This is a genomic window from Lysinibacillus sp. G1-3 (genome assembly GCF_056322905.1).
Genome location: NZ_JBWHYQ010000002.1, coordinates 218948 through 242860, shown reverse-complemented (window position 1 = coordinate 242860; position 23913 = coordinate 218948). Strand labels below are relative to the sequence as shown.

At 35.3% G+C, this 23913-nt stretch carries 19 protein-coding genes; 11 read left to right on the top strand and 8 right to left on the bottom strand.

Annotation, left to right across the window (positions count from 1 at the left end):
* Positions 1 to 23: 23 nt before the first annotated feature.
* The 8 genes from allE (at position 24) to ACVYAD_RS03100 (ending at position 8806) form a co-directional block, all read left to right on the top strand.
* A complete protein-coding gene (gene allE, locus ACVYAD_RS03135) occupies positions 24 to 827 on the top strand; it encodes a (S)-ureidoglycine aminohydrolase (protein WP_349657996.1) in 804 nt (267 codons plus the stop codon).
* Positions 828 to 951: 124 nt separating this feature from the next.
* Positions 952 to 2001: an ureidoglycolate dehydrogenase gene (gene allD / locus ACVYAD_RS03130; protein WP_349657995.1), complete on the top strand. Its 1050-nt coding sequence runs from the start codon at positions 952 to 954 to the stop codon at positions 1999 to 2001.
* A 17-nt stretch (positions 2002 to 2018) separates the two neighbouring features.
* Entirely contained in the window at positions 2019 to 3776 is a 1758-nt protein-coding gene (locus ACVYAD_RS03125) for an acyl-CoA synthetase FdrA (RefSeq protein WP_476424521.1), read from the top strand.
* Entirely contained in the window at positions 3776 to 5041 is a 1266-nt protein-coding gene (locus ACVYAD_RS03120; protein WP_349657993.1) for a YlbE family protein, read from the top strand. The genes ACVYAD_RS03125 and ACVYAD_RS03120 overlap by 1 nt, the downstream gene beginning before the upstream one ends.
* Positions 5038 to 5808 (top strand): oxamate carbamoyltransferase subunit AllH family protein, encoded by a 771-nt coding sequence (locus tag ACVYAD_RS03115; RefSeq protein ID WP_476424518.1) that lies wholly within the window; start codon positions 5038 to 5040, stop codon positions 5806 to 5808. The genes ACVYAD_RS03120 and ACVYAD_RS03115 overlap by 4 nt, the downstream gene beginning before the upstream one ends.
* 5 nt (positions 5809 to 5813) lie before the next feature.
* Positions 5814 to 6746: a carbamate kinase gene (gene arcC / locus ACVYAD_RS03110; protein WP_349657991.1), complete on the top strand. Its 933-nt coding sequence runs from the start codon at positions 5814 to 5816 to the stop codon at positions 6744 to 6746.
* Between the two features lie 369 nt (positions 6747 to 7115).
* Positions 7116 to 8042, top strand: a complete 927-nt coding sequence (locus ACVYAD_RS03105) for an alpha/beta hydrolase fold domain-containing protein (RefSeq protein ID WP_476424516.1) — start codon at positions 7116 to 7118, stop codon at positions 8040 to 8042.
* Positions 8043 to 8335: 293 nt separating this feature from the next.
* The gene (locus ACVYAD_RS03100) at positions 8336 to 8806 is read left to right on the top strand and encodes a DinB family protein (RefSeq protein ID WP_476424514.1); all 471 of its coding nucleotides are present in this window, start codon (positions 8336 to 8338) and stop codon (positions 8804 to 8806) included.
* A gap of 506 nt (positions 8807 to 9312) precedes the next feature.
* Here the strand turns inward: ACVYAD_RS03100 and ACVYAD_RS03095 are convergent.
* From ACVYAD_RS03095 to ACVYAD_RS03085, 3 genes are all read right to left on the bottom strand, one after another.
* The gene (locus ACVYAD_RS03095; RefSeq protein WP_476424512.1) at positions 9313 to 10875 is read right to left on the bottom strand and encodes a glycoside hydrolase family 10-like protein; all 1563 of its coding nucleotides are present in this window, start codon (positions 10873 to 10875) and stop codon (positions 9313 to 9315) included.
* 975 nt (positions 10876 to 11850) lie between these two features.
* Entirely contained in the window at positions 11851 to 13707 is a 1857-nt protein-coding gene (locus tag ACVYAD_RS03090) for an alpha/beta fold hydrolase (RefSeq protein ID WP_476424510.1), read from the bottom strand.
* Positions 13708 to 13764: 57 nt separating this feature from the next.
* A complete protein-coding gene (locus ACVYAD_RS03085; protein ID WP_476424509.1) occupies positions 13765 to 14331 on the bottom strand; it encodes a TetR/AcrR family transcriptional regulator in 567 nt (188 codons plus the stop codon).
* Positions 14332 to 14713: 382 nt separating this feature from the next.
* Here ACVYAD_RS03085 and ACVYAD_RS03080 point away from each other — a divergent pair, with 382 nt between their 5' ends.
* Both ACVYAD_RS03080 and ACVYAD_RS03075 read left to right on the top strand, forming a co-directional pair.
* Entirely contained in the window at positions 14714 to 15037 is a 324-nt protein-coding gene (locus tag ACVYAD_RS03080) for a TnsA endonuclease N-terminal domain-containing protein (protein WP_476424508.1), read from the top strand.
* Complete coding sequence (locus ACVYAD_RS03075; protein WP_476424507.1) at positions 14970 to 15365, top strand: tyrosine-type recombinase/integrase; 396 nt, start codon at positions 14970 to 14972, stop codon at positions 15363 to 15365. Before ACVYAD_RS03080 ends, ACVYAD_RS03075 begins: the two co-directional genes overlap by 68 nt.
* Before the next feature lie 1038 nt (positions 15366 to 16403).
* Here the strand turns inward: ACVYAD_RS03075 and ACVYAD_RS03070 are convergent.
* Both ACVYAD_RS03070 and ACVYAD_RS03065 read right to left on the bottom strand, forming a co-directional pair.
* A complete protein-coding gene (locus ACVYAD_RS03070; protein WP_476424505.1) occupies positions 16404 to 17414 on the bottom strand; it encodes an aldo/keto reductase in 1011 nt (336 codons plus the stop codon).
* Positions 17415 to 18016: 602 nt separating this feature from the next.
* Positions 18017 to 18730, bottom strand: a complete 714-nt coding sequence (locus ACVYAD_RS03065) for a ZIP family metal transporter (protein ID WP_476424504.1) — start codon at positions 18728 to 18730, stop codon at positions 18017 to 18019.
* Between the two features lie 474 nt (positions 18731 to 19204).
* Here ACVYAD_RS03065 and ACVYAD_RS03060 point away from each other — a divergent pair, with 474 nt between their 5' ends.
* Positions 19205 to 19480 (top strand): YqhV family protein, encoded by a 276-nt coding sequence (locus ACVYAD_RS03060; protein WP_054611762.1) that lies wholly within the window; start codon positions 19205 to 19207, stop codon positions 19478 to 19480.
* Between the two features lie 101 nt (positions 19481 to 19581).
* Here the strand turns inward: ACVYAD_RS03060 and ACVYAD_RS03055 are convergent, their stop codons facing one another.
* From ACVYAD_RS03055 to ACVYAD_RS03045, 3 genes are all read right to left on the bottom strand, one after another.
* Positions 19582 to 19767: a hypothetical protein gene (locus ACVYAD_RS03055; protein WP_476424502.1), complete on the bottom strand. Its 186-nt coding sequence runs from the start codon at positions 19765 to 19767 to the stop codon at positions 19582 to 19584.
* A 942-nt stretch (positions 19768 to 20709) separates the two neighbouring features.
* Positions 20710 to 22509 carry a S9 family peptidase gene (locus ACVYAD_RS03050; protein WP_476424501.1) on the bottom strand — a complete coding sequence of 600 codons (1800 nt, stop codon included), beginning with the start codon at positions 22507 to 22509 and terminating at the stop codon, positions 20710 to 20712.
* 429 nt (positions 22510 to 22938) lie between these two features.
* Positions 22939 to 23436, bottom strand: coding sequence for a DinB family protein (locus ACVYAD_RS03045; protein WP_476424500.1), 498 nt, complete (start codon positions 23434 to 23436; stop codon positions 22939 to 22941).
* Positions 23437 to 23913 lie beyond the last annotated feature (477 nt).

The following is a 23913-nucleotide window of genomic DNA, read 5'->3' as shown; positions in this document are numbered from 1 at the left end:
ATTGAACAGGAGCGGACTTATTTATGGGTTACTTAAATCTAAATCAAGGATACAGAGAAGGTTTATTAGAAACACGTTCTGTCATTAAAAAAGATAATTACGCATTAATCACACCAGACGGCTTAGTGAATAATGTTGTACCTGGCTTTCAAGATTGTGACGTAACAATCTTAGGATCTCCACGTTTAGGCGCAAGATTCGTAGATTACTTAGTAACGGTTAAAAACGAAGGTGGAAATAAAACTGGTTTCGCTGGTGAAGGTATTCAATCGTTTGTATACGTTATTTATGGCACAATCAACGCTTATGCAGCTGGTGAAAAATACGAATTAACGGCAGGTGGATACTTATATGTACCGCCACACTTACAGTTAACTTTTGAAAATAATAATAACGGTGAGGATAGCCGCTTATTTTTATATAAAAAACGTTATCAACCACTTAAAGGCCATCCACTTAAAGGGCATACACCTGATGTAGTGACAGGTAATGTGAACGACATTAAACAAGAAGCTTATGAAGGTATGAAAGAAGTATTAATCCAAGATTTATTACCAAAAGAAATTGGATATGACATGAATATTCATATTCTTTCATTCAAACCAGGTGCTTCACATGGTTACATTGAAACACATGTCCAAGAACACGGCGCGTACGTTTTAAGTGGGCGAGGCATGTACAACTTAGACAACGAATGGATGCCAGTTGATAAAGGGGACTATATCTTTATGGGCGCTTATGTACCTCAGGCAACTTATGCAATTGGTTTAGATGAACCATTCTCATACATTTATTCTAAAGATGCTAACCGAGACATTGACCTATAAAGAGGAGGCCTAATGAATCTTTGAAGCTATTGAAAGGTTCATTAGGTATATCCGTTACAAAAGAAATTCACTTATGTAGAATCTGACAAAATATTTTAGTGATGTAAGAGAAGGGGCTGACAATATGCGTGTATCGAAGGAAGAACTATTTAATTTAATGAAACAAAAGTTTATAAAAGCGGGATTAAATGAAGGAGCGGCACATGATGTTGCAGACGTATTAACATACGCCGATCATAGAGGTATTCACTCCCATGGTGCCGTACGTGTTGAATACTATTCTGAACGAATTGCAAAAGGTGGTATTACAACAAATCCAAACTATACATTTGAACAAACAGGACCTTGCTCTGCTGTCTTTGGTGGGGATAATGGTCCAGGTCACCAAATAGCAAAACAAGCGATGGAAAAAGCGATTGAAATGGCTAAAAAATCAGGTGTTGCCGTAGTTGGTATGAAAAATATCTCACATAGTGGTGCATTAGGTTACTTTGTTGAAATGGCAGCGGAACAAGATATGGTTGCTCTAAGTATGTGTCAATCAGATCCAATGGTTGTACCGTTTGGCGGAACAGAACCTTATTTTGGGACAAATCCAATTGCCTATAGTGCACCTTCTGCTGATGACCGTATCATTACATTTGATATGGCGACTACTGTCCAAGCATGGGGCAAAATCTTAGATGCAAGAAGTAAAAATGCATCGATTCCAGATACATGGGCTGTTGATGCTACTGGTGCGCCAACAACGAATGCAAGAGATGTTCATGCACTCCTGCCAATTGCAGGTCCAAAAGGATACGGCTTGATGATGATGGTAGATATTTTATCAGGTAGTCTTCTAGGAGTCCCACATGGTATACATGTGTCTTCTATGTATCAAGACTTAACTAAAGGGCGCGATTTAGGTCAAATTCATATCGTGATTAACCCTGCCTATTTCACAAATTTAGATACTTTTAAACAACAAATTACAACGATGCTTAATGAATTAAAAGCGCAGCCAGCGGCAGAGGGCTATGGAGAAATTTATTATCCAGGTGAACGCGGTATATTAAGAAGTAAAGAATATGATAAGGAAGGTATTGAAATCGTAGACGACATTTACAACTATCTTGTGTCAGACGACGTTCATTACGATCGTTATCATGGAAAAAACAGATTTGCAGAATAATAAATTGGAGGATCATCATGTTATACACAATTATAAAAGAAAACACTTATAAAGACTCTATCGTGTTAATGCTTTTATCAAATAAATTATCTGCAATTGATGGTGTAAACAAAGTATCAATCATGATGGGAACACCAGCGAACAAAGACATTTTTAAATCTTCTGGCTTAGGTACGGATGAATTAGAAAACGCAAAGCCAAATGATATTGTCATCGTTGTAGATACAGATCAAGAAGAAAAAGTAGACGAAGTGAAAGAAGAAGTTGAGATCGCTTTAAAAGGTGAATCAGATTCACAAAATACGTCTAAAGATCAAGAAGCACATAACTGGAAACGTGCAATGGAGCTCGCGAACAATCCGAACTTAGCGTTAATTTCAATTCCTGGTCAATATGCAGCAATGGAAGCGGAAAACGCATTGAACGAAGGCTTACATGTATTCATGTTCAGTGACAATGTTTCGAAAGAAGACGAAGTGAAATTGAAACAAAAAGCGCATGAAAAAGGGTTATTAGTGATGGGTCCAGACTGTGGTACTGCACTTATTCACGGCGTACCTCTTGCCTTTACAAATAACGTCAACGAAGGTGATATCGGTATTGTTGGGGCATCTGGTACAGGAATCCAAGAAGTCACAACAATTATTGACCGTTATGGTAAAGGTGTTACAAACGCTCTTGGTACAGGTGGACGTGATTTATCGACGGAAGTTGGTGCCATCACTATGTTAGATAGCATCAAAGCGTTAAATCAAGATCCGAAAGTAAAAGTAATTACAGTGATCTCCAAACCACCTGCGGAGGAAGTACAACGCAAAGTATTAAACTTATTAAGAAATATTGATAAACCAATTGTTACGCTATTTTTAGGTGACAAACCTTCCTATCAAGAAGAGAACATCTATCATGCTTATACACTTGAAGAAGCAGCAGTTGTAGCTGTCCAATTATCAAATGGGGATAAACCGAATTTTGAACCAACAACAGCTGAACGTGTAAACGTTTTATTACAAGAATCACAAGTTGGTATAAAAGGTTATTATTCAGGCGGTACGTTAGCATCTGAAGCAGCGATGCTAGTGAGAGATGCTTTCAAAGATACGATATCGGAAGAACAGAACGATAACTTTGTTTTAAAAACAAAAAATCATGAAATTATCGATTTAGGTGATGATGTTTATACAAAAGGCAAACCACACCCGATGATTGATCCTGAAAAACGTATCGAAATGCTTGAAAAATCCGTTAACGATCCTGAAACAGCGGTCATTATGATTGATAACGTAATCGGTAACGGTGGTCATGAAGATATGGCCAGTGAACTAGCACCAGCAATCAAACGTATTTTAGACAGCGCACGTCAAGATGGTCGTCAACTTGCAGTGCTTGCAACAGTTGTAGGTACAGCACAGGACATCCAAGGTTACGATAAACAAATTGAGATCTTAAAAGAGAGTGGCGCAATTATTTGTAAGACAAACGACCAAATGGTTCGCACTGCTATCCAACTTGTTGGCGGCAAAGTGGAACAACCTATTACTGATGTACAAAAATTTGACTATACAAAAGAAAACTTAGTAGTGGATGAGAAAATTATGTCCTTAATCAATATGAAACCAAGCGTGATCAATATTGGGCTAAAAAGCTTTACAGAAGCTGTTCAAAACAGTGGCTCGGAGTGTGTTCAATTTAACTGGCGTCCTATTGCTGGTGGCGATGAGAAGTTAATGAAAGTACTTCAATTCTTAAACTATTATGAAGGAGGTACAATCTAATGGGTTTCAGAACAATAAATGAAGCGAACGAAGCCGTTATTCAAAAGATCATAGTAGCAGCACCGTTCTTAACGGATGTTGTACCTGCTAAGTCTGTTATTCCAGAATTAAAAGAGTATGTATTATTACATGCTGGACCTCCAATGAAATATGAAAACATGACAGATCCTATGCAAGGTTCCTGCGTTGGCGCAATCCTTTTTGAAGGATGGGCAAAAGACGAGGAGGGTGCACGTGATTTACTTGAAAACGATCAGATTACATTCATTCCATGTCACCATGTGAATGCGGTTGGGCCAATGGGTGGTATCACATCACCTAATATGCCAGTCCTTGTCGTTGTTAACAAAGAGAGTGGTCACGAGGCGTACTGTCAAATGAACGAAGGCATTGGAGCCGTATTACGCTTTGGTGCTTATAATGAGCAAGTAATCAACCGTTTACATTGGATGAAAGACGTATTAGGTCCAGTGTTAAGTAAAGCATTAAGAACATTGGATGAAGGCTTGAACGTTAACGTATTGTTTGCGAAAGCGATTGCCATGGGTGATGAATTCCACCAACGTAATATTGCTGCTTCACTTGCGTTTTTAAAAGAAATAGCGCCAATCATTACGTCATTAGAAGACGTTGAAAAAGAACAATGTACAGAAGTAATCCAGTTCTTAGCTGACACAGACCAATTTTTCTTAAACATTGCCATGGCGGCTGGTAAAGCGATGATGGATGCAGCACGTACGATCGAACACGGTACAGTTGTTACTGCGATGTGTCGAAACGGTGAAAACTTTGGTATTCGCATTGCGGGTATGGGAGACGAATGGTTTACGGCTCCTGTTAATACGCCACAAGGATTATATTTCACTGGTTACTCAGCAGAAGATGCAAACACAGATATGGGTGATTCAGCGATTACTGAAACAATTGGCGTTGGCGGTATGGCAATGATTGCAGCTCCTGCAGTTACACGCTTTGTAGGTACGGGCGGATTTAATGATGCGCTTGAAACTAGTAATCAAATGACTGAAATTTGTATTAGTGAAAACCCGAACTTTGTCATCCCAACTTGGGACTTCAAAGGCGCATGTTTAGGTATCGATGCTAGGAAAGTTGTTGAAACAGGAATCACTCCAGTCATCAACACAGGTATTGCCCACAAAATTGCGGGTTACGGACAAATTGGTGCCGGTACAGTCCATCCACCAATCGAATGTTTCGAGAAAGCTATTACAGCTTATGCTGAAAAGCTAGGTTTTAAAGGATGATTTTACAAGCAAGTGCGGTTGGTTTAACCGCACTTCAATTGTTAAATGAAGGTAATACCTTTTCCGTGCATAGTATTTTTGAAAAAGGGTTGAATATCGTTGATCAAAATGGTGAATTGATATTTGCTGGTACCGATGAAAATGGGACATTTCCGTTTGGTATATTGCTTAATCCACAAACGAAAGAAACGATGAAGGCCTTTATTCAAGTGGGAGATACGTTAACAGTTCGTCATAATCGTCTGTCTCATAACGGTTTTGACATGTTGTTTAATTCAAAAACACTCCCTTTAAATATGGATTTTGAACATGCAAATATTACTCAATTAAAAGAAAATTTTCAAGACATTTCATTTAATTGCTATGAATCAACAGATTTTGAACGTGCACGTGTGTTGTCCTTGATCAATCGATTACACGATCCAACTGAAAATCTTGAAGAGACATTTCGTTACTTCATTGGACGTGGACAAGGCCTAACACCAACTGGTGACGATATACTGGTCGGCATTTTGTACGGGCATTTTATCAATTATTTTATCGAACATAAACATCTCGAAACGTTAAAAGCTTTAATGAAGGAACCGTTAACGACCATTGTTAGCAAGAGTTTTATAACATGTGCTTTAGATGGTCTATTTAGTTCGAAGATTACAGCATTGCAACATGATCCATCTTTAGAAAGCATGAAACGGCTGATAGATGTAGGATCATCATCCGGGATGGATACGTTATATGGCATTTATATGTCATTAACTAAGGAGTGAAAGAAATGGGGAAAAGTGTAGTTATTGCTTTGGGCGGTAATGCCATTTTACAGCCAAAACAAGAAGCAACTTATGATAATCAATTTAAAAACGTAGTGTCGGCAACAGGCCATATGGTGGAAATTCGAGAAGCGGGGCATAAAATTGTCATTACACACGGCAATGGTCCGCAAGTAGGAAATATTATTGCTCAGAACGAAGCTGCAAAAAATGTTGTTGAACCACTACCAATCCATGTTTGTAACGCAGAATCACAAGGGTTCATTGGTTATATGATGGAAACAGCTTTAAAAAACCATATGAAAGAACGAGGCATTGCTACAAACGTGGTGACATTGCTCACAATGGTTGAAGTGGCCAAGGAAGATCAAGCGTTTAAAAATCCGACTAAACCGATTGGTGTATTTTTCTCGGAGGAAGAAGCGAAACGTCTAGAAGCGCAAGGCTTTACGATGGCGGAAGATGCAGGACGGGGTTACAGACGAGTAGTCCCTTCACCAGAACCACAAGTCATTCATGGTATAGACGAAATTAAACGTTTAATTGATGATACAATCGTTATTTCATCTGGTGGCGGCGGTATACCTGTATATCGTGAAGACAATGGTCAATTACATGGTATTGAAGCAGTCATTGACAAAGATCGTTCAGGATTAAAGCTTGCACAACAAGTGGCGGCGGATGTTTTCATGATGCTAACAGATGTACCAAATGTCTATATTAATTTTGGGAAAGAAAATGAGCAAAAATTAAGCCACATTACAGTAGCAGAAGCTGAACAGTATGTTGCAGAAGGACAATTCCCAGCAGGAAGTATGTTACCAAAAATGCAAGCAGCTATAGAATTTGCGAAATTAGGTAAAGAGGCAATTATTTGTTCATTAGATCAAGCGATAGCTGCATTAGACGGAAAAGCAGGTACACGTATAACAAAATAAGCTAAATTAGTTGTTTGCAACGTCCTAGAGCGAAATATAGCGTTTTCTAGACGTTGCAAACTTCTTGTCGTTTACTTACTTCGAAATTATTGAATTGCTCTTAAAAGGGATTCTAATAGCCTTTAAACGAACTAGAGGAAAGTATATGAATCGATTGTTTTAATTTAAGAGTCCAAAACTATTTGTCTTAAAAGTGGAGAAATAGTTTTGGGCTTTTTTATATTTAGGAAAAAAAGGATAATAAAGTATAATGAAGATGTAAAACAGTTTGAAAACTTCTAAGATTTACGGCTATTACATATCATTATTCTGTGTTTTGAAACAAAATGGACGATAAAAATGATTATTTAAAGGGGAGAAAACTAAAAGATGAGTGTAACTATTTATAACGGAGAACGTTCTGAAGAAAGTATTCAATTCGAAAAATGGATAATTGCTGAAAGTAATAAAGAGAGTTTTTCTAGTATTGCAAATACTGAACAGTTTGTTAAGGAAAGAGGAACTGAAAACACTAAACCATATGTTATTGGAGAGGATGTTACATTTTTAAGTGAAGTTAAGGAGCATGTATTCGAGGGAATGCAAGTTTTCACATTAAATGACGAAAAGTCTTTGAAGCGAAAAGCTATTTTATATCTACACGGTGGTGCTTGGACGGAGCAACCTTTAAGTTTCCATTGGTTGTTCTTGGATAAAATGGCGCAATCTTTGAATGCGAAAATAATTGTACCGATTTATCCTAAAGTGCCTCATTTTAACTATAAGGATACTTACCCGAAAATTCTAAACCTATATAAAGAAATGCTTGCAACTGCTGAAAATTCAAATCAATTAACGATCATGGGGGATTCGGCGGGCGGTAATATAGCACTAGGCCTGGCCCATGTTATAAAATTGAACAATTTGCCTCAACCGAAAGACATTATTTTATTATCAGCAAGTGTTGATTTGACTTTTGAAAATCCTCTTATAGCTGAATATGAAGAAATCGATCCGATGTTAGCAAGTGAAGGAATGGTAGTCATTACTAAGTTATGGGCAGCTGATAAAGATTTAAAAGATCCATTGATTAGTCCAATATTCGGTGACTTTAAAGGACTTGGAAAGATAACTCATTTTATTGGAACGCACGAATGTTTATATCCAGATGCAATAAGACTTGATGAAGAACTAACTGAACAGGGAATTGAACTCAATACTTTTGTTTATCCGAAAATGAATCATGTGTTTGTTGTTATGCCAATCCCTGAAGCTCTAGATGCTCAACAGAAAATTATTTCTATAATTAATAATTAAGTGCTGTTTTTTCAAGTGAAGAACATATGTTCTTTGTGCGTATTTATATTTAAACTAGCGAATATGGTTTATTAGAAGTCACAATTTATAAATGTCTTAACCTTTATTCTCCAATTGAAGGTTAACTGCAGCTGATGAAATCGCAGACTCTGATCATTTCGAGCATAAAAGGGCATAGAAGTACGAATGTATTATAAATAAAAGGAAATTATTGGCGATATATGGACGTTTGGTCGGTAAAAGTAGTTCAAGTGGATTATGTATTAAAGGGATTAAATTGGAGGGAACAAACAATGGATGCAAAGACACTATTGTTACAACAATGGGCAAGCTGCTTAGATGAAGAAGACTGGTTTCCAGCACTTGAAAAAGTACTGGAGGAAATTACTTTTGAACAGGCAATTTGGAAACCAACTGAAGGAGCAATGAATTCCATTTGGGAAATAGTTTGTCATTTATTTTTCTATAAAAAAAGACTTTTGACGCGATTTTTTGGTGATACAGCGAATGAACCACAGGCAGATAATAACGAATCAACATTTCGATTACCAACGATGACGCTTCAAAATTGGAATGAAACCAAACAAGAATATTATGAAGTTCATCGTGAACTTGAAAAAATACTAGTAAAAGCAGAACAAGAAGATTTGTATCGACAAATTCCTGGAGAAAGATCATTAGTGCTTGAAATGAAGAGTTTAGCATTACATGACGCATACCATATTGGGCAAATTGTCTTTCTAAGTAAAATACAAGGAGCTTAGGCAGGTAAACGAGATTTCATACTAAGAATGGGAACGTCCGATTTGGATGTTCCCAGATTTTATACTTAAAAAACAACAATACTAATTAAATTAACTTTTTTAGCTGTTTCGTCTCACTATTATTAGTATACTTTTCATTGATACGTAACTTCCTATAATTTATATTATGTAAACTAAAATCATTTGTCGTGGAGGAGGGCTTGGATTCGTCTACTACTGTACATGGACATCTGTATATAGACACTCATATAAAATTAAGTGTAGTCTTTTAATAAAAATTCATTAAAATGTTGCTTTAAAATAAAGTTTGTTCAAAAATTCTTCACAAGCCAGCATTTTACGATAAATAAAAAGAATCCATTTTGAAAAAAGATTGCTCAAAATGGATTCTTATCCCTCAAATTTAAGGTTGGTTTTTATAAAAAAGATCGATTTTTTTCTACCAACAGGCTTTGAATTTACAGGTTTTTCTGGTTGCTCTGGCCCTTCAGGTGTTGGCTCTATTGCTACTGGTGAGGATTTCCATCTTTTAGAACAAAAGCAGTTTTACTTTCCACACCTGTAGCAGATATAGACTTTATACCATATGTGTATACTTTACTATTATTTGCAATAGTATCTACATAAACAGTATTACCTTGTGTGTTATAAACCACGTCTACTATATTTTTAACGTCTTCATATGATCCTTCTTTTGTTCCATCAAATCGGTATATTACATATTTCCTTGGTTGAGTACTATTTTCATCTGTAATAGTAAGTTTCCTGCCGAAAGACTCTTTACTCAATTTAACATCAGTTGGACATAAAGGTATTGCAGAGCCTTTCCAATAAATTGTTGGTGTTAAAGCTTTATAATTGTATAGTTGCTGATTTAGATAAGAAGCATATCCAAGAGCGTTATTGTTAATACTTCTTAGAGAAAAATGCATTTGTCCTTGAGCATTTTTATTTGCTCTGTTGGCGATTACTTGGCTGATAAGTTCCGTCTTATTATTCCATGCAGTATCAGAATCATTTTCAACTTTATGATTGGCCATGCCAATATATAGATTAATAGGGTGGACTTTTGCGTACGTTTGAACTTCTCTTCCCCACCAATCTAGTAAAACTGAGTAATTTGCTGCTTTATGATTTCTGGACCAATAGATTTGAGGAGCAATATAATCGATACTTCCATCTTTAATCCACTGTCTTGTATCAGCATAAAGATCATCGTAGTTACTCATTCCATTCGTGTTACTACCAGTAGAATCTTGCCCTTTGTTTCGCCAAATTCCAAACGGAGATATTCCATATTGAACATGAGGTTTAATTGCCTTAATGCTGGCATAAACCTTTTTTACTAATTGATTAACATTATTTCTGCGCCAGTCTTCAATATTTTTGAATGAGCCACCATACTTTTTAAAAGTTTGTTGGTCTTGAAAAGTCTCTCCTTTTATTTTATAAGGATAGAAGTAATCATCCATATGTACAGCGTCGATATCATAGTTTCTTACTAATTCTTCTATGGTTGATAATAAGTAATTTTGAACTTCCGGCAAACCAGGATTTAAATAATATTGTTTACCGTATTTCACTACCCAATTAGAATTTTTACGGGCTACATTATCGGCAGCAAGATTAGTCAAAGATTGCGATGGCATAGTGACCCTATATGGGTTTACCCAAGCATGAAGTTCTAATCCTCGCTTATGTGCTTCGTCCAGCATTATTTGCAATGGATCAAAACCTGGATTGGTCCCTTGTGTCTTGCCTGTTATATACGATGACCATGGAGCAAGCTTAGACGGGTACAGTGCATCATTTAATGGCTTAACTTGAAAAATAACTGTATTAAAGTTATCAGCTTTTAATTTGTCTAAGGTACTTTGAACCCATTGAGTATATTGGGTTTTACTCATACCTGCCTTCATATCAATATTAGATACTGTTGCAATCCAGGCTGCACGCATTTCATTTTTAGGTAGTGAATTAGCTGTAGCCTTTTGATTTGTAAAAATAGGAATAAGTAAAAGTAAAACAAAAAAAGTTACTAAGCACTTTCCATAAAAAATTTTAAACATAATTAATGAAATCTCTCCTTTTAATTCTCAGCTATTAAAACCTAGCTGTTACTATAACCTAAGTAAATACCATTTCAGCCTATTCTATAAAAGTAGGAACTGATTTATCCTTCTAAATTTTGTCGGCAGGACCCCCTATTGGTAATTTCAATTGTTTGCAAAGCTCGATGGAAAATTTTATTCTGTATCTTCGCTCACTATATAATACCACAAATCCCCAATTATTCTCCCTTCACCGGTAATCTCCATTTAATTAAATTCTTGACGCCAATTTTATGATAGCGTTGAATAGCAATTATTTGCTCAATTGTTAAGTTTGTTTGATAAAGTGGACCATACGTTGGAAGGATTGGAAGAAATTCTTCACAAGATAAACATCAGTTTAACATAAATGTCCAATAAAAAAATCATCTCAAAGGATAACTGTAGAGATGATTTTTATTATTCTGAAGAACAATACTAAATAACCAGTCGTCAAATAAATTTCGACAACTGGTTAGGTGTATACTTTTTCGACTGTAATATATTAGCAATTTTTACTTCTACCTGTAAAAAGGATACTCAACATTAGTTTTTACAGAAGCAAGATCTCATCTTCTTTTGCAAATTCATTTTCTTTAAACTTTACTTTTTGCTGGTCGGCTGTATAAATAATCAGCACTAGGGATTTAATGGCTCGACTACATGCAACATATAATAATCTGTTTGTTTTATGAAAGATTATTACGTTCTTTCATGGGAGTTTAAGTATATTTTTTCACAAGGTGATTACATGCCATGCGTAAGGAGCAATACTTTGTTCAATTCTCATTTTACTACCTCAGGATACTGATATGTACGCTGTAATAGATTAGCTGTTAGATTCTTAAGTAAATATATCCAGCGTTCATGTAGACAATCTTTTTTTTCAAACAGTACGACTTTATTTCAAAGACACAACGATCTTACTACACGCTTTTTATTTATCCCACACTCTCATCTGCTAGTACTACTATTTTTTATTACCAAATTAGCCGTTTCACTCGGATGGTTAAGAGGAAAATGATGACCATATGGAACAACATCAACCTTACCCAGATGCGAAGGAGCAGAATAGCCTCTGTCATAATCCCCCCAAATAATGCGAAGATTATACTTTGTTACTTCATTGAAATCACCTTGAACGTTTTTTGATAGTAAACTGTTAAGCTGAACGGTAGTATTTAAAATTCTAGGAGAAGTAAAACTTTTACTTATTTTTTCAATATAATGTTCAGGGATACTCTCCGTACTTTCAAATAAACCATTACTTAATAAATAACGCTCTATCAAATTAGTAGTTGCCAATTTCAATGTCCATTTGTTCATAAATTGAGGAACATTTATTGATTTAGCATTTTTTTTAGCAACAGGTGGCTGAAGTAAAGTAATTGTATACTTCTTATCTATGTACTTTTGTACTAATGCTTCCATAAGAATATACGCACCAAATGAATGGCCAATTAGATGGGCACCATTAGTAGCTTTCTCCAATAACTTTTTCAATACATTCAAATAGATATTTAAAAGATTTTTCTCTCGTTTAAAAGGAGAACGTCCCAAACCTGGAAGGTCCATGATCCATACAGGTCGACCCGTTTTTTCATGAAGCTCTTTCCCTAAAGGGAATAAATCCTCTCCATCACTTAATAAACCATGCAATAAAATAAACGGTTTACCCTCTCCTTGTAATTGGTAAAGGGTATTGTTATCGCATAATGTTCGCTCAAATAAATGATGATGTTCACCATTTTGATACATCAATCGATAATCCAGATCAGCTACTACGGCAGGGAAAAAGTTCATGACACTCATCTTCTTAAACCAATCCCCCCCCTTCATGTTTTTCACCGAAACATTTGAAAATGTTCGTTTTGTCATAAAATTCAGTCCATCAGAAGGAATGTTTGTTATTTTACTTACTCCACTTTTCATTATTGTTTTCATAAGCGGCATTGGAACAGAAATTTTTGGTGCCCTCATATTCATACTTTCCGACATAACACTTAATAATTCAGCAATGTTCGGATCGTTCTCTTTGTCATCAACAAGTGTATATGTTTGAATAGCCGGCTGCTCCAATTTGAAAACCTGCACAATAAACTTCGCAAACTCATCGTTTGAAATCAGTGGCAACCTATATCCCTTACCTCCAGGAATCACTGGCATGAGCCCTCTTCGCATACTTGTCACAAGCAAACCTAATCCTGCTATCTGCTCTGTACTCCCTGTTTTACTACTACCGACCACAGTTGGCGGATTAATGACAGACAGCGGATAACCTACTGCTGATGCCTGTTGACGGATATAAAGATCTGCTAAAAATTTTGTTTTCTCATATGGATTTTTTATTTTCAAATAATTGTTTCCTTCTTTAAACACATCAATTGCAATCTTGCTATTTTTATCATCAAAGGGACTCATATAACCTACAACATGAATAAATTGCTGCAAGCCCTTCAATCGGTGAATACTTTTAGCGAATTCACTAATATGTTTGGCGCCATTCAAAAATACAGAAGCTGCCTCTTTGCTTGTCGCTTGAATATTCATGGGGCCTCCTGCGTGAATAATCACATCCGTTTTCAATACCAACTCCTTATCTTCAGCACTTAGACCTAAGTCTATTTTCGTTAAATCACCTTCAATAAACTGCATAACTGCCTTTTTTAAGATGCCTCTTTCCTGAAAAATGTGTGTTGCTTTACTTTTCGACCTCACTAAAAGAAGAATGTTCACATCCTCTTTGGCTAATTCATTCACTAATTGCTTTCCAATAAAACCTGTTCCACCCGTTAAAAATACTGTTCTCATAAAAATCCTCCTTGTAGTACTGTGTAGTACTAATTTGATGTAAAAAAAATGCTTCTTTTACCGAAGCAAGTTAAACAAATGATCTACTGTTTTTATGATTACAGTTGCATCCTCCAGTGTTTCTGAAATAAATAGCGCTCCTTCAAGATTTGTAATAAAAAGAGATGCAACCTCGTCAATATTTATTGTCTTTCTAAATTCACCATTCTCTACCCCTTGTTTAAGTAATAGAGAAACTTTCGTTTGTAATCCTACAAAAAAAAGACCTATTTTTTCTTTTACTTTTGTGGCATTTGTAGGGCTTTGAATATAAAGCGTAATAAATGGACAGCTCCCCTTATATTCTCTCGTCTGAACTCCTTGTGATAATTGCTTTAAAAACAGTTGGATACGATCTTTAACTAATAATTGGTTTTGAGATAGTAAGCCATCAACTGCAGTTTGATACATTTCAATCCAATAATCAACGACCCCTTCCAACAATTCTTCCTTATTAGAGAAGTGATAATACACATTAGACTTTGAAACTTTGCTTACACGAACTAATTCATCCATGCTTGTATAAGCAAACCCTTTTTCTAAAAATAATGTTGCAGCTACTTCAATCACACGTTTTTGATTCATTAATTTTACCTTTGTCATAATTAGTACTGTACAGTACTATAATAGGTGTTGCAAGTTTTTTGTTAGTTTAATAAAAAAATTAATCAAAAAAGCTATACTTTAATTGATTTTACTGCTAAAAATGAATCTCATTTTGAACAAAGTTGAACTGAAGCACAAAACTGTTTTGGATGGCTTGCAATTTTTCACCTTGTGTTTTTAACGCTAGGTTCATATATTTTTGAAAAAAACAAATATGTTTTTTCGGGAAGATACATACGAATTTATTTTTGTAATCACTAAATTGTTTAGAGGAGATGCTTTTATGCCCATTTCAGTACAGCATATTCGACATGCTACATCAATTATCTCAATAAATGGAAAATGATTACTGATTGATCCGATGTTGAGTGAAGCTGGTAAACTTAGTGATTTGGAATATGAGCATTGGCTACAGGTAGAAACTGATCCGGATATTATCGATTTTTGTGAGCAACCCATTAAAATGGAGATGATTGAAAATGAAAAAACATACTCATCAATTGTTGATATGTGGGTGAAATATAAAAGTAATGAAGAAGCTTATATTGAAATTAAGTACAGAAAAGATCTATTAAAAGAAACTGTTAAGAAACAAATATATATTCAGGAAGAGTTCGGTGGATCGAAAAATTACTTCCTTAAAATCGTTCGCCAAATATTGTTTAATAGAACGATACCTTGCTAATGATTTTACGCACGGGATTGAATCACCAAAGTCAGCTGATAAACTCCCTGTCTATTTGACATTAACGGATCTAAAACAGCTATTTGAGTATTTAGAACGCGTCCAATCATGTTTTTCGATGCGGAATGGGATAATGTTTATAACAACAGGTCTGAGACGTTCTGAACTTGTTTCATTAACTTGGGAACAAATTGATTTGGTAAATGAAACGATTCGAATTGATGGAAAAGGGAAAAAAGAACATATGTTGCCCCTTCATTCACACTTAATGCCGCTTCTGGCATCCTATAAAGCTTCTTTAAGTATCTGTCGAATTTATCTAACATAACCTGTTTTTCTAAATAAAAATCGTAAAGCATAGATCCGCGGGGGTTACATGTCATCTTTAAAGATGTGTTGAAAAAGGCAGGCCTCCCACCTTCCTACCTTCACGCTCATGCGTACAGATCCGTTCATACTTACCTTTATCACCTTTTATTAAATATACAACATGGTATATTTCTTTGGTTTTTTAAGGTGTTTAATTGACTCTACATTTGGGACAGCATATACATACAGTTCTTTTAACGATTCGTTTATTTCTGAATGCCTAGATATTGCATTTCAGAATTGCGAACGTATCGACGATATTTTTCAAACATCATTGGTGATATTATTATTTTTTCAGAACCACAAAAGTTTTTCCCCCATTGCTTCGGAAATAAGCTTTAATGTTGTAACTCTCTCAAAGCTGCTACTTTAATACTTGCAACATTTTCTAAATCAAGTGAGAACACTGTTTGATTTTCGTATGCTGAATATTCCAATTCCTGATAAAAACCATCAAATAGTTCCGTTACAATTCCTTAAGCTTCGATGTGATCCCATTCTGCAATATTTGCTAAATCTCCTATATTGACATCTACGCTTTCAAAGCTGGGTTCCATAGGGTTTACTAATATGATTGTTGACATATACTTCACTCCTTAAGATTTTTCAATTCATTCCGTATCATCACTCGCCTAAATATAAAAAGACCCTTTAAGCCAAGTACGATTTTTCGCAATAGGCCTAAAAGGTCATTGATCACCCGAATCAACACTGAGAATAATCCTCCTCTTTAGTGCTTGCAAGCAACAATACCCCCACGGTGTACGAACTTAGTTTGTTACCTACCGATATCAGATCGTTCTTAATATCAATAAAATACGCCCAAAAACGAACAGCCAAGCCTTTTTTGAAAAAGCGCTTGGCTGCTGCTTACCTCACTGCTGGGTATATAAAGTAACCAGTTCTGAAGGGAGTCGAATCCCCCTGTTAATTTCCATGTCTGCTCAGGTGAAGCTTAAGTTTTAATAGATGTGTATATGCATTTTCATTACTCTTTTTATTTTACATCGATTGGAAGTGGTGCATTAGGTGCTACTAGTTTTTGTATACGCATTTCTTCCCAGAATGCTGCCGGAATTACCGTGTTCAATGCAACTTTGTCTTCTGCAATCCGCTCTGGTTTACTTGCACCAGGAATGACAGCAGCAACTGATGGGTTCGCCAATGAAAATTGTAAAGCAGCCGCCTTGATGCTGATTTGATGACGATCTGCAATATGTTTGATTTTCTCCACTTTCGCCATAATTTCTGGTGACGCTTTTTGATATTCGAAGTGAGTACCTCCCGCAAGAACACCTGAACTATATGGGCCACCAACGATAATGTCCATGTTATTTTTTTTAGCTTTTGGCATTACTCGTTGTAGCGCACGTTCATGGTCTAATAAAGTGTAACGACCAGCCAGCAAGGATACATTGGGCTTTGCTTCTTCCAGGTCCAGCATGAGTTCAATTGACTCTACTCGGTTTACGCCAAGTCCCCAGCCTTTAATGACTCCTTCATCACGTAAACGTGTGAGAACACGAAATGCCCCTGTTCGAGCAGTTTCAAATTGTGCAATCCATTCATCGCCATAAAAGTCTTGCGCTAAATCATGAATAAAAACAAAGTCTAGACGATCTGTTTGTAAACGTTTCAAGCTATCCTCGATAGAACGAAGAGTTGCATCAGCACTATAATCATTGATAATTTTATTCTTACGGCCGAATTCAAAAAGTCCACCTTTCTCACCTAAATCACGTGCAGATGGATCTTCCAATTCATCTGAAATAATTCGACCTATCTTTGTACTTAAAACGTACTCATCACGATTTCTTTTCGATAATGCTTCACCAAGACGAATCTCCGCTAAGCCAGAGCCATAAAGCGGAGCTGTGTCAAAGTAACGAATACCACTCTCCCATGCCGCACCTACAGTTGCTATAGCTTCTTCTTCGGGGATGTTACGGTACATATTACCAAGCGGCGCAGTACCAAAACCTAGTTTTCCTTGCAGTATATCTCTCATTTAAAGATCCTCCTAAAAATTTATATTAAGAATTGGATTGAATAGTGTGAATAGATTAAAAAACAATGACTGAATGATATTTCATCACCTGACATGATAAATCGTTTAATACCTTATTACTCATTTCCGTCTTACAAGTATCATTATGAAATATATTTAACACGATGAAAAGTACGTACTTCAAAGTGCTGTAGAAACAAAAAAGTACCCTATATTTCCTTTATAAAAATAAAGAAACTTAAACAGCTTGAATTAAAAAGTTTATACCTGATATAGCTCAAAACATATTAATACAATATCGTAAAGGAAGAAGATGATGTAATTCTTCTTAAGGTTACAATGTTCCACCTAAAGTCGAATATTTACTTACCGAGGATGTTGTCTTTAGATAAAATATAAGTTTTTTGTTTACACAGTAAAGCTGCTATCCCTGTAATCACAAACATTACAATTTCAATTCTAGAAAGTTTTCTTTCTAACCTGTTATATTTCAGTTGACTGAAATATATAGCCATATTTTCATAGGTTTGTTTTCAAAATTAAGGAGACACAAAAAAAAGGATTGAACAAAGAATATCAATCCAAAAAGTACAAACATTTAATTATAATAACTTCAGATAGAATCCTATTATCCCTAGTCCAACTAGAATACAAATTAAAACTTTTAATGTTGAAGATTTGATGAATGCTGGGTATAAAATTTCTGATACTGTAACCATGAAAATTATGCCTATTGTAATACTAATTAAGATTGTGTTTATTGACTCGTGTTCAAATCTTAAAAATCCACCAATAAAAACGCCTATAGAAACTGGAAAAGATACAATAAGGGAAATTAAAAAACCAATCAAGATATTTGAACCTGCTAAAATCATAGGAATAAATAAAATAATTCCTTCTGGGATACTATGGAATATGAGTGTTTGTAATAAAGTCATTGTAAATTCGGGTTCTTGATTTGCACCTAAAACAATTCCCATAGGTATATTGTGAACCGAGAAACTAAACACTAATATTAAACCAGTACGAATATACAGTTTTTTCATTGAAGTACTCTTTATACCTTGTTTATTGTGCAACCGATTATGCAATACTTCGAATATAAGCATCCCTATAGTAAATCCAATAAAGGTACTTAACCAACCACCAGTTTCAATTGCTTCTGGGAAAATTTCGAAACTAATTAAGCCCAAGATAATACCTGCACAGAGTCCATAAATGATATCTACCTTCTGTTGCAACCCCTTAAAAAGCCAAGCTATCGTTCCACCTAACAATATCCCTGAAGAAGTACATAAAAAACCTAGTAGCCACATTCCACATTCACCTTTCAATGGTTATAATTAGTGGTATGATTAACTAGCTGTTTTTAGCACACCAGTCATTTTTATTTAACTAAAGAAACAAGCTTTCTTGTATCCATTTCATATTTATCAGGGATTGATGGCAGTATAAGAACAGGATAATGTTGTCTTTACTCTTGTTATATTCGTATTTTCTTAAAGGGCGTTCTTCTCTATATACTTTCCTATAAATCTTTAGCATTTTATTATATGCACCTATCCAATTTCCCTTTTAAAAAAGAAAATGGATTTATAAAACTGATTCCATTAATAACTTCTTTGAATTTTTAACTAGAAAATTACCTTTAAAATTAACACCATAAAGCATAATTGAATATTTGATACGAATAATACATATATTGGTTTTAATATTTCATTAAAACAGAACTCTATAATTATCCTAATGATGGAATTATAATATAAGTGAAAATTATCTATAAAGATAGGATGATGACAATTATTGAAAAATCGGTTCTTGCTATGGTTATTTTACGTGTATTGTCTGGAAGTATTGAAGTAAGTGCTGGATTGTTGATGCTAAAGTTGAATAATTTAGAAAAAGCATTCTATATTAATACAATGCTTGCATTGGTTGGTCCAACAGTGTTAATCGTAACGACAGCAATTGCATTATTTGGACTAGCTGACAAAATTCCTGTGACGAGAATCATTTGCCTATTTACGGGAATAACACTTATTATTATTAGCTCACATGTTAAGTAAGACCACGTGCATCACAGACTGTCCCACTAAGGTATTTATTTTATGTAAACTAAAATTAGAATACGTTACCCTCTGTATTTGTATTGTATATGGACAAGCTTTTAGACATTGTATTCCTCTACTTCCTCAAAATTATTCATATCAATAGTTATGAATTTCATATTACTACTTAATACTTCATCTCGTTCCATAATAGAGTCCAATACAATTGTATATATTTCTCGTAAATGTTCCTTTGGTTCTAATCTAGTATTACAAGCAGCAAGAGCAACATCATAAACAGACAACTAAAATATTTAAATTTTACCCCGTCCTTACTGTTCAGTTAGCTCAATCAGTACATTATTTAAGCAACGGTTGAAGACCTATTAGCAATGGTGCATACACGATTAGTGGAATAAGCAAAATTACTGCACCAATTTTTTTAATTTCCTTTTGTAATAGTAAAAGAGAAGTTATGAAAAATAATGGGTAAATAATAAAAGTAATTATTAATACACCATCAACTAATTGATATTAATTTTCCTGTGAATGCACCTATGAATGGGATTGAAATCCATTCTAGTAAGCTAAACGCAATAACCAATATCCACAACCATTTAAGTGTCATCACTAATCACCTCAATATCCTTGATTGGTTAAAAAAAGTAAAAACTCTTATTTCACTTTATCACCAATTAATATTTCAATTTCTTGTATTAATTTTACCGAATAAACCTAGTTTCATTTAAGTTATCGTAAGGTCATAAAAAGGTTTCATTCGTGACTTTTTTTAAAAGATAAAATTCGTGTTTTAACCGATTTATATTGTATCCAGCCGATGGACGAATGGCATTTCTACTATTCAAACACGAACATTCAAAATGATTAAACTCAAAATGTTCGTTAATTGTAGTCGTCAGGAATTTTTGCAAACAAATCAGCACTTACTTGTATTTTTGCAGAACTGAATTTACTTGAACTGTATTAATATCAGGGAGAGTAACTCAACTAGATATGATTTGTTGGAATATCTTCTAGTGGATTTGATCCCTTACTAGCACATGTGGTGGAGTTTATGTAGTAACACTAGGGATGTTGGTTGGTTTATGAAAAAGACTAGGTTCTATCATAGTAGAACCTAGTCTTTTTCATTTAATTTCAAACAGTATTTCCATCAACTTACTCACTCATTACGTAAAGAATGGTTTTCTTCCCAGTCGGGATTCTTTTTTCAATGATCCGTATCGTTATGCTTTCACTTTAGATCCAACGAATTGATTAAAAAATGAGAGGATTTTTTGATAAACAGCAATTTCATTTTCTTTTTTAGAGAATCCATGTCCTTCGTCTTCAAGAAGCATGTACTCGACATCACGACCTTTATCTTTTAAAGCTTGCACGATTTGATCAGATTCCTCTTTCACAACACGTGGGTCATTCGCTCCTTGGATAACGAGCATTGGTTTGACCATAGTTTCTAAATACGTTAATGGTGAGTATTCAATGAGTTTTTGCTTGTCTCTTTCAGGATTTCCTACCCATTGATCCATAATTGGCTTCCAGTCTTCAGGAACCGAGTTGATAAATGAGAACAAATCAGATGGACCAAATATATCCACTACGGCTTTGAAATATTCAGAATGTCTACCGTGAAGCAATAAGGCCATGTATCCTCCATAACTTCCGCCCATCAATAAAATATTGCCTTTTTCCGCGTAGTTATTATCAATGAGCCAGTCGAGACCAGCTACATTATCAAGGCGTGGGCCGTGTCCCCAATCTCCTTCTACCATTTTCATGAAAGCCAATCCATAACCTGTCGAACCACGGAAATTCGGAGCAAAGATGCTATAGCCATGATTTAAAAAGAATTGGAAGGAAGCTCTAAAAAATTTACGCTCTGCAGCTTGCGGACCACCATGCGGCCAAAAGATGATTTCGCCATTATCAATTTCCTTTTTAGCTTTGAAAAATAAGGACTCTATTTCAAGTCCGTCAAAGGAAGAATAAGTAATCACATCCGGCTCAACTAATTCGCTTTGATCTACACCTGGAACTGTGTACCCCGTTAAAGATGTCCAGCCATTTTCCTTAAATTGATAAATATTATGCGGTTTCGTAGCCCCTCTTCCTAATAAATACAAACTACCAGATTTTGTGACTATAAGTTTTTCGATGACACTGCATGGTGAATCTAGTTCTTTCCAATTATTCGATAGCAAATCATGCATGTATAAATGATCTTCTACACCTTTTTCACTAACTACATACAGGCACTGCTTTTCTTTGTTATATTTCAACGAAGTAAAGCTTTCATTCTCCAAATCTTTCAATTTTACAAACTCATTTGTCTCTATATTATACGAAGCTAAATACGTAAAATCAGCATCGTAATTCGTTAATAAATAGATGAGCTCATTGGATACAAAAACTGCGTCACTGACCGTATGTTGCTGATCTGTTGGCGGTGTTAGGAGAATATGTTCCTCTCCTCGTTTGGCGTATAGGAGTGTATACGTATTTGCAAAATGTTTATAGTAGAGGGTTACCTTTTCATTCGGGCTAAAATCGATTAAAAAAGTGGGTGCATCTTTTCCCTCAAGAACTGTTTCTTCCTCACCAGTCACCAAGTCATAGACATATGCATTTAAATACGTAGGATTTCCTTTCGAAGATGTATAATAAAGCTTGTTCCCATCTTCTGATAAAATTGGCTTAGCATTGCGAGTTCCTTCTTCATAAATAATTTTCTTCATTGTCCCACCTTGAAGTGGAAGTCCATAAAATTGCGTATTTTCATCCCCATTCTGGTCAAAACCGGCAATGATGAACCGTCCTTGTTTATCATAGAGTAGTCCTTGACAGCTCTGATCAATAAAAGTAAGCGGCGTCGGGAACGTATTTGGTAAATTCATGGCCCATAAATTATACTTACCACTTAAATTAGTACTGAAAACTAGTTGTTTTTCATCCGGACTAACCGCAAAATCCCCAATCGAAAATGTTCGTAAAAACTGTTCTACATCTGGTTTAGAAAAAGATAGCATAATAAAAACTCCTCCTTTTTTTGAATTGAATGAAAAGTCTATCTATTTACACAATACCATTATTCCACTTTAATGTATATTTTACAGTAATAGTTATTATCTAAACTTTGATTATAATAGTTAAAATCATAATACTAGGTACAACTCAGTGACTGAATAATATCGCCGTTAAGTATAACGGTATCAAACATTTCAAGATTTTCTTGGGCAATTTTCAAACGTTCTATTTCTGTTTTAAATACCATGTTTTAGACTCCAACAAAAATTGCATTATTCCTCTATAAAATAAAAAAACGATTTCCATCATCAGAAATTCGTTTTTTCATTATACTCCTCGCATTGTGTTGTTTCTGTTATCAGTAGTTGTTAATGTTATCGTTGAAGAACAGTCATTAATTAGTAGCTGCACTTATTGTCGAAAAACTTAGTTCATTGGGCTTCCTCGTCGGCCGAGGGACCATAGATGCCTGGGACCGAAATATCAAGTAGACGCAAGTATACCCCGAGCTGTGCCCGATGGTGGACCATGTGGTTTAATCCGAAGATGCGGAACGCAATTGCTCTTGGCTCACTGCGGATGATTTGGTCACCGTGGCGCAGCGTCCATTCCTCTCCGAGCGTTTTCTCGTCACATTTGGCCAGCAAATTTTTCAATTTACCGATGTTTGCGTCAAACTCATCCAGAACGTCAGATTGTTTTTCCAAAGGCTTTCGTCGCAGCGGCACGGTTGAAAGGTCAAACTCTGAGTACTGAAGAATCGCGATTTGCCAATTCAGCACATTGATCAGGTGCGTGGCCAGCTCGCCAAGCGTCATCGATTTCTCATGTGGTTTCCATGACATATGCTCCTCGGATAAGCGTTCCAAAATGCGACGCGTAGTAGCCAATTCATTCGTTGTGTCGCCAACAATCAATTGTTTAACCATAAATTTCTCTCCTCCATTTGGTTAGCATATTTTAAATTCCATTCGAGTAGAAAGCTACAGTCTCAAGAACTGTTTCCGATAAAATCTGTCCCGTATGAAACTGGTTATATTTTTTAGTGATCCACAGATCAGCGCTCAGACGAATCGAAAATCATTTTGACGGGTATTTGGTTACATGGATTACGCTCAGATCATAAAAAGTTTCATCGTGACTTTTCCCGAAAGAGAATATTCGCGTTTTATTCGATTGATGAAGGTTCCAGCTGATAGACAAATGGCACTTTTATTATACAAACACGAATGTTCGATGTAGTTTTATTGACAAACGTCCGTTAATTAACGTTTGTTAGGAATTTTTGCAATCAATCGTCTCTAACTATATATTACTTCAATCTCTCTCTTTTCAAAGGTTACTCAAGGAATTTTAACATTGTTTAATGATCACTTTTAAAGTGTATTCATCTTTTGTTTCGCTAA

Bases quoted from the DNA above. Each gene is read 5' to 3' on its own strand.
- allE (WP_349657996.1), top strand. From the start codon at position 24: ATGGGTTACTTAAATCTAAATCAAGGATACAGAGAAGGTTTATTAGAA.
- allD (WP_349657995.1), top strand. From the start codon at position 952: ATGCGTGTATCGAAGGAAGAACTATTTAATTTAATGAAACAAAAGTTT.
- ACVYAD_RS03125 (WP_476424521.1), top strand. From the start codon at position 2,019: ATGTTATACACAATTATAAAAGAAAACACTTATAAAGACTCTATCGTG.
- ACVYAD_RS03120 (WP_349657993.1), top strand. From the start codon at position 3,776: ATGGGTTTCAGAACAATAAATGAAGCGAACGAAGCCGTTATTCAAAAG.
- ACVYAD_RS03115 (WP_476424518.1), top strand. From the start codon at position 5,038: ATGATTTTACAAGCAAGTGCGGTTGGTTTAACCGCACTTCAATTGTTA.
- arcC (WP_349657991.1), top strand. From the start codon at position 5,814: ATGGGGAAAAGTGTAGTTATTGCTTTGGGCGGTAATGCCATTTTACAG.
- ACVYAD_RS03105 (WP_476424516.1), top strand. From the start codon at position 7,116: ATGAGTGTAACTATTTATAACGGAGAACGTTCTGAAGAAAGTATTCAA.
- ACVYAD_RS03100 (WP_476424514.1), top strand. From the start codon at position 8,336: ATGGATGCAAAGACACTATTGTTACAACAATGGGCAAGCTGCTTAGAT.
- ACVYAD_RS03095 (WP_476424512.1), bottom strand. From the start codon at position 10,875: ATGTTTAAAATTTTTTATGGAAAGTGCTTAGTAACTTTTTTTGTTTTA.
- ACVYAD_RS03090 (WP_476424510.1), bottom strand. From the start codon at position 13,707: ATGAGAACAGTATTTTTAACGGGTGGAACAGGTTTTATTGGAAAGCAA.
- ACVYAD_RS03085 (WP_476424509.1), bottom strand. From the start codon at position 14,331: ATGAATCAAAAACGTGTGATTGAAGTAGCTGCAACATTATTTTTAGAA.
- ACVYAD_RS03080 (WP_476424508.1), top strand. From the start codon at position 14,714: ATGTTGAGTGAAGCTGGTAAACTTAGTGATTTGGAATATGAGCATTGG.
- ACVYAD_RS03070 (WP_476424505.1), bottom strand. From the start codon at position 17,414: ATGAGAGATATACTGCAAGGAAAACTAGGTTTTGGTACTGCGCCGCTT.
- ACVYAD_RS03065 (WP_476424504.1), bottom strand. From the start codon at position 18,730: ATGTGGCTACTAGGTTTTTTATGTACTTCTTCAGGGATATTGTTAGGT.
- ACVYAD_RS03060 (WP_054611762.1), top strand. From the start codon at position 19,205: ATGATGACAATTATTGAAAAATCGGTTCTTGCTATGGTTATTTTACGT.
- ACVYAD_RS03050 (WP_476424501.1), bottom strand. From the start codon at position 22,509: ATGCTATCTTTTTCTAAACCAGATGTAGAACAGTTTTTACGAACATTT.
- ACVYAD_RS03045 (WP_476424500.1), bottom strand. From the start codon at position 23,436: ATGGTTAAACAATTGATTGTTGGCGACACAACGAATGAATTGGCTACT.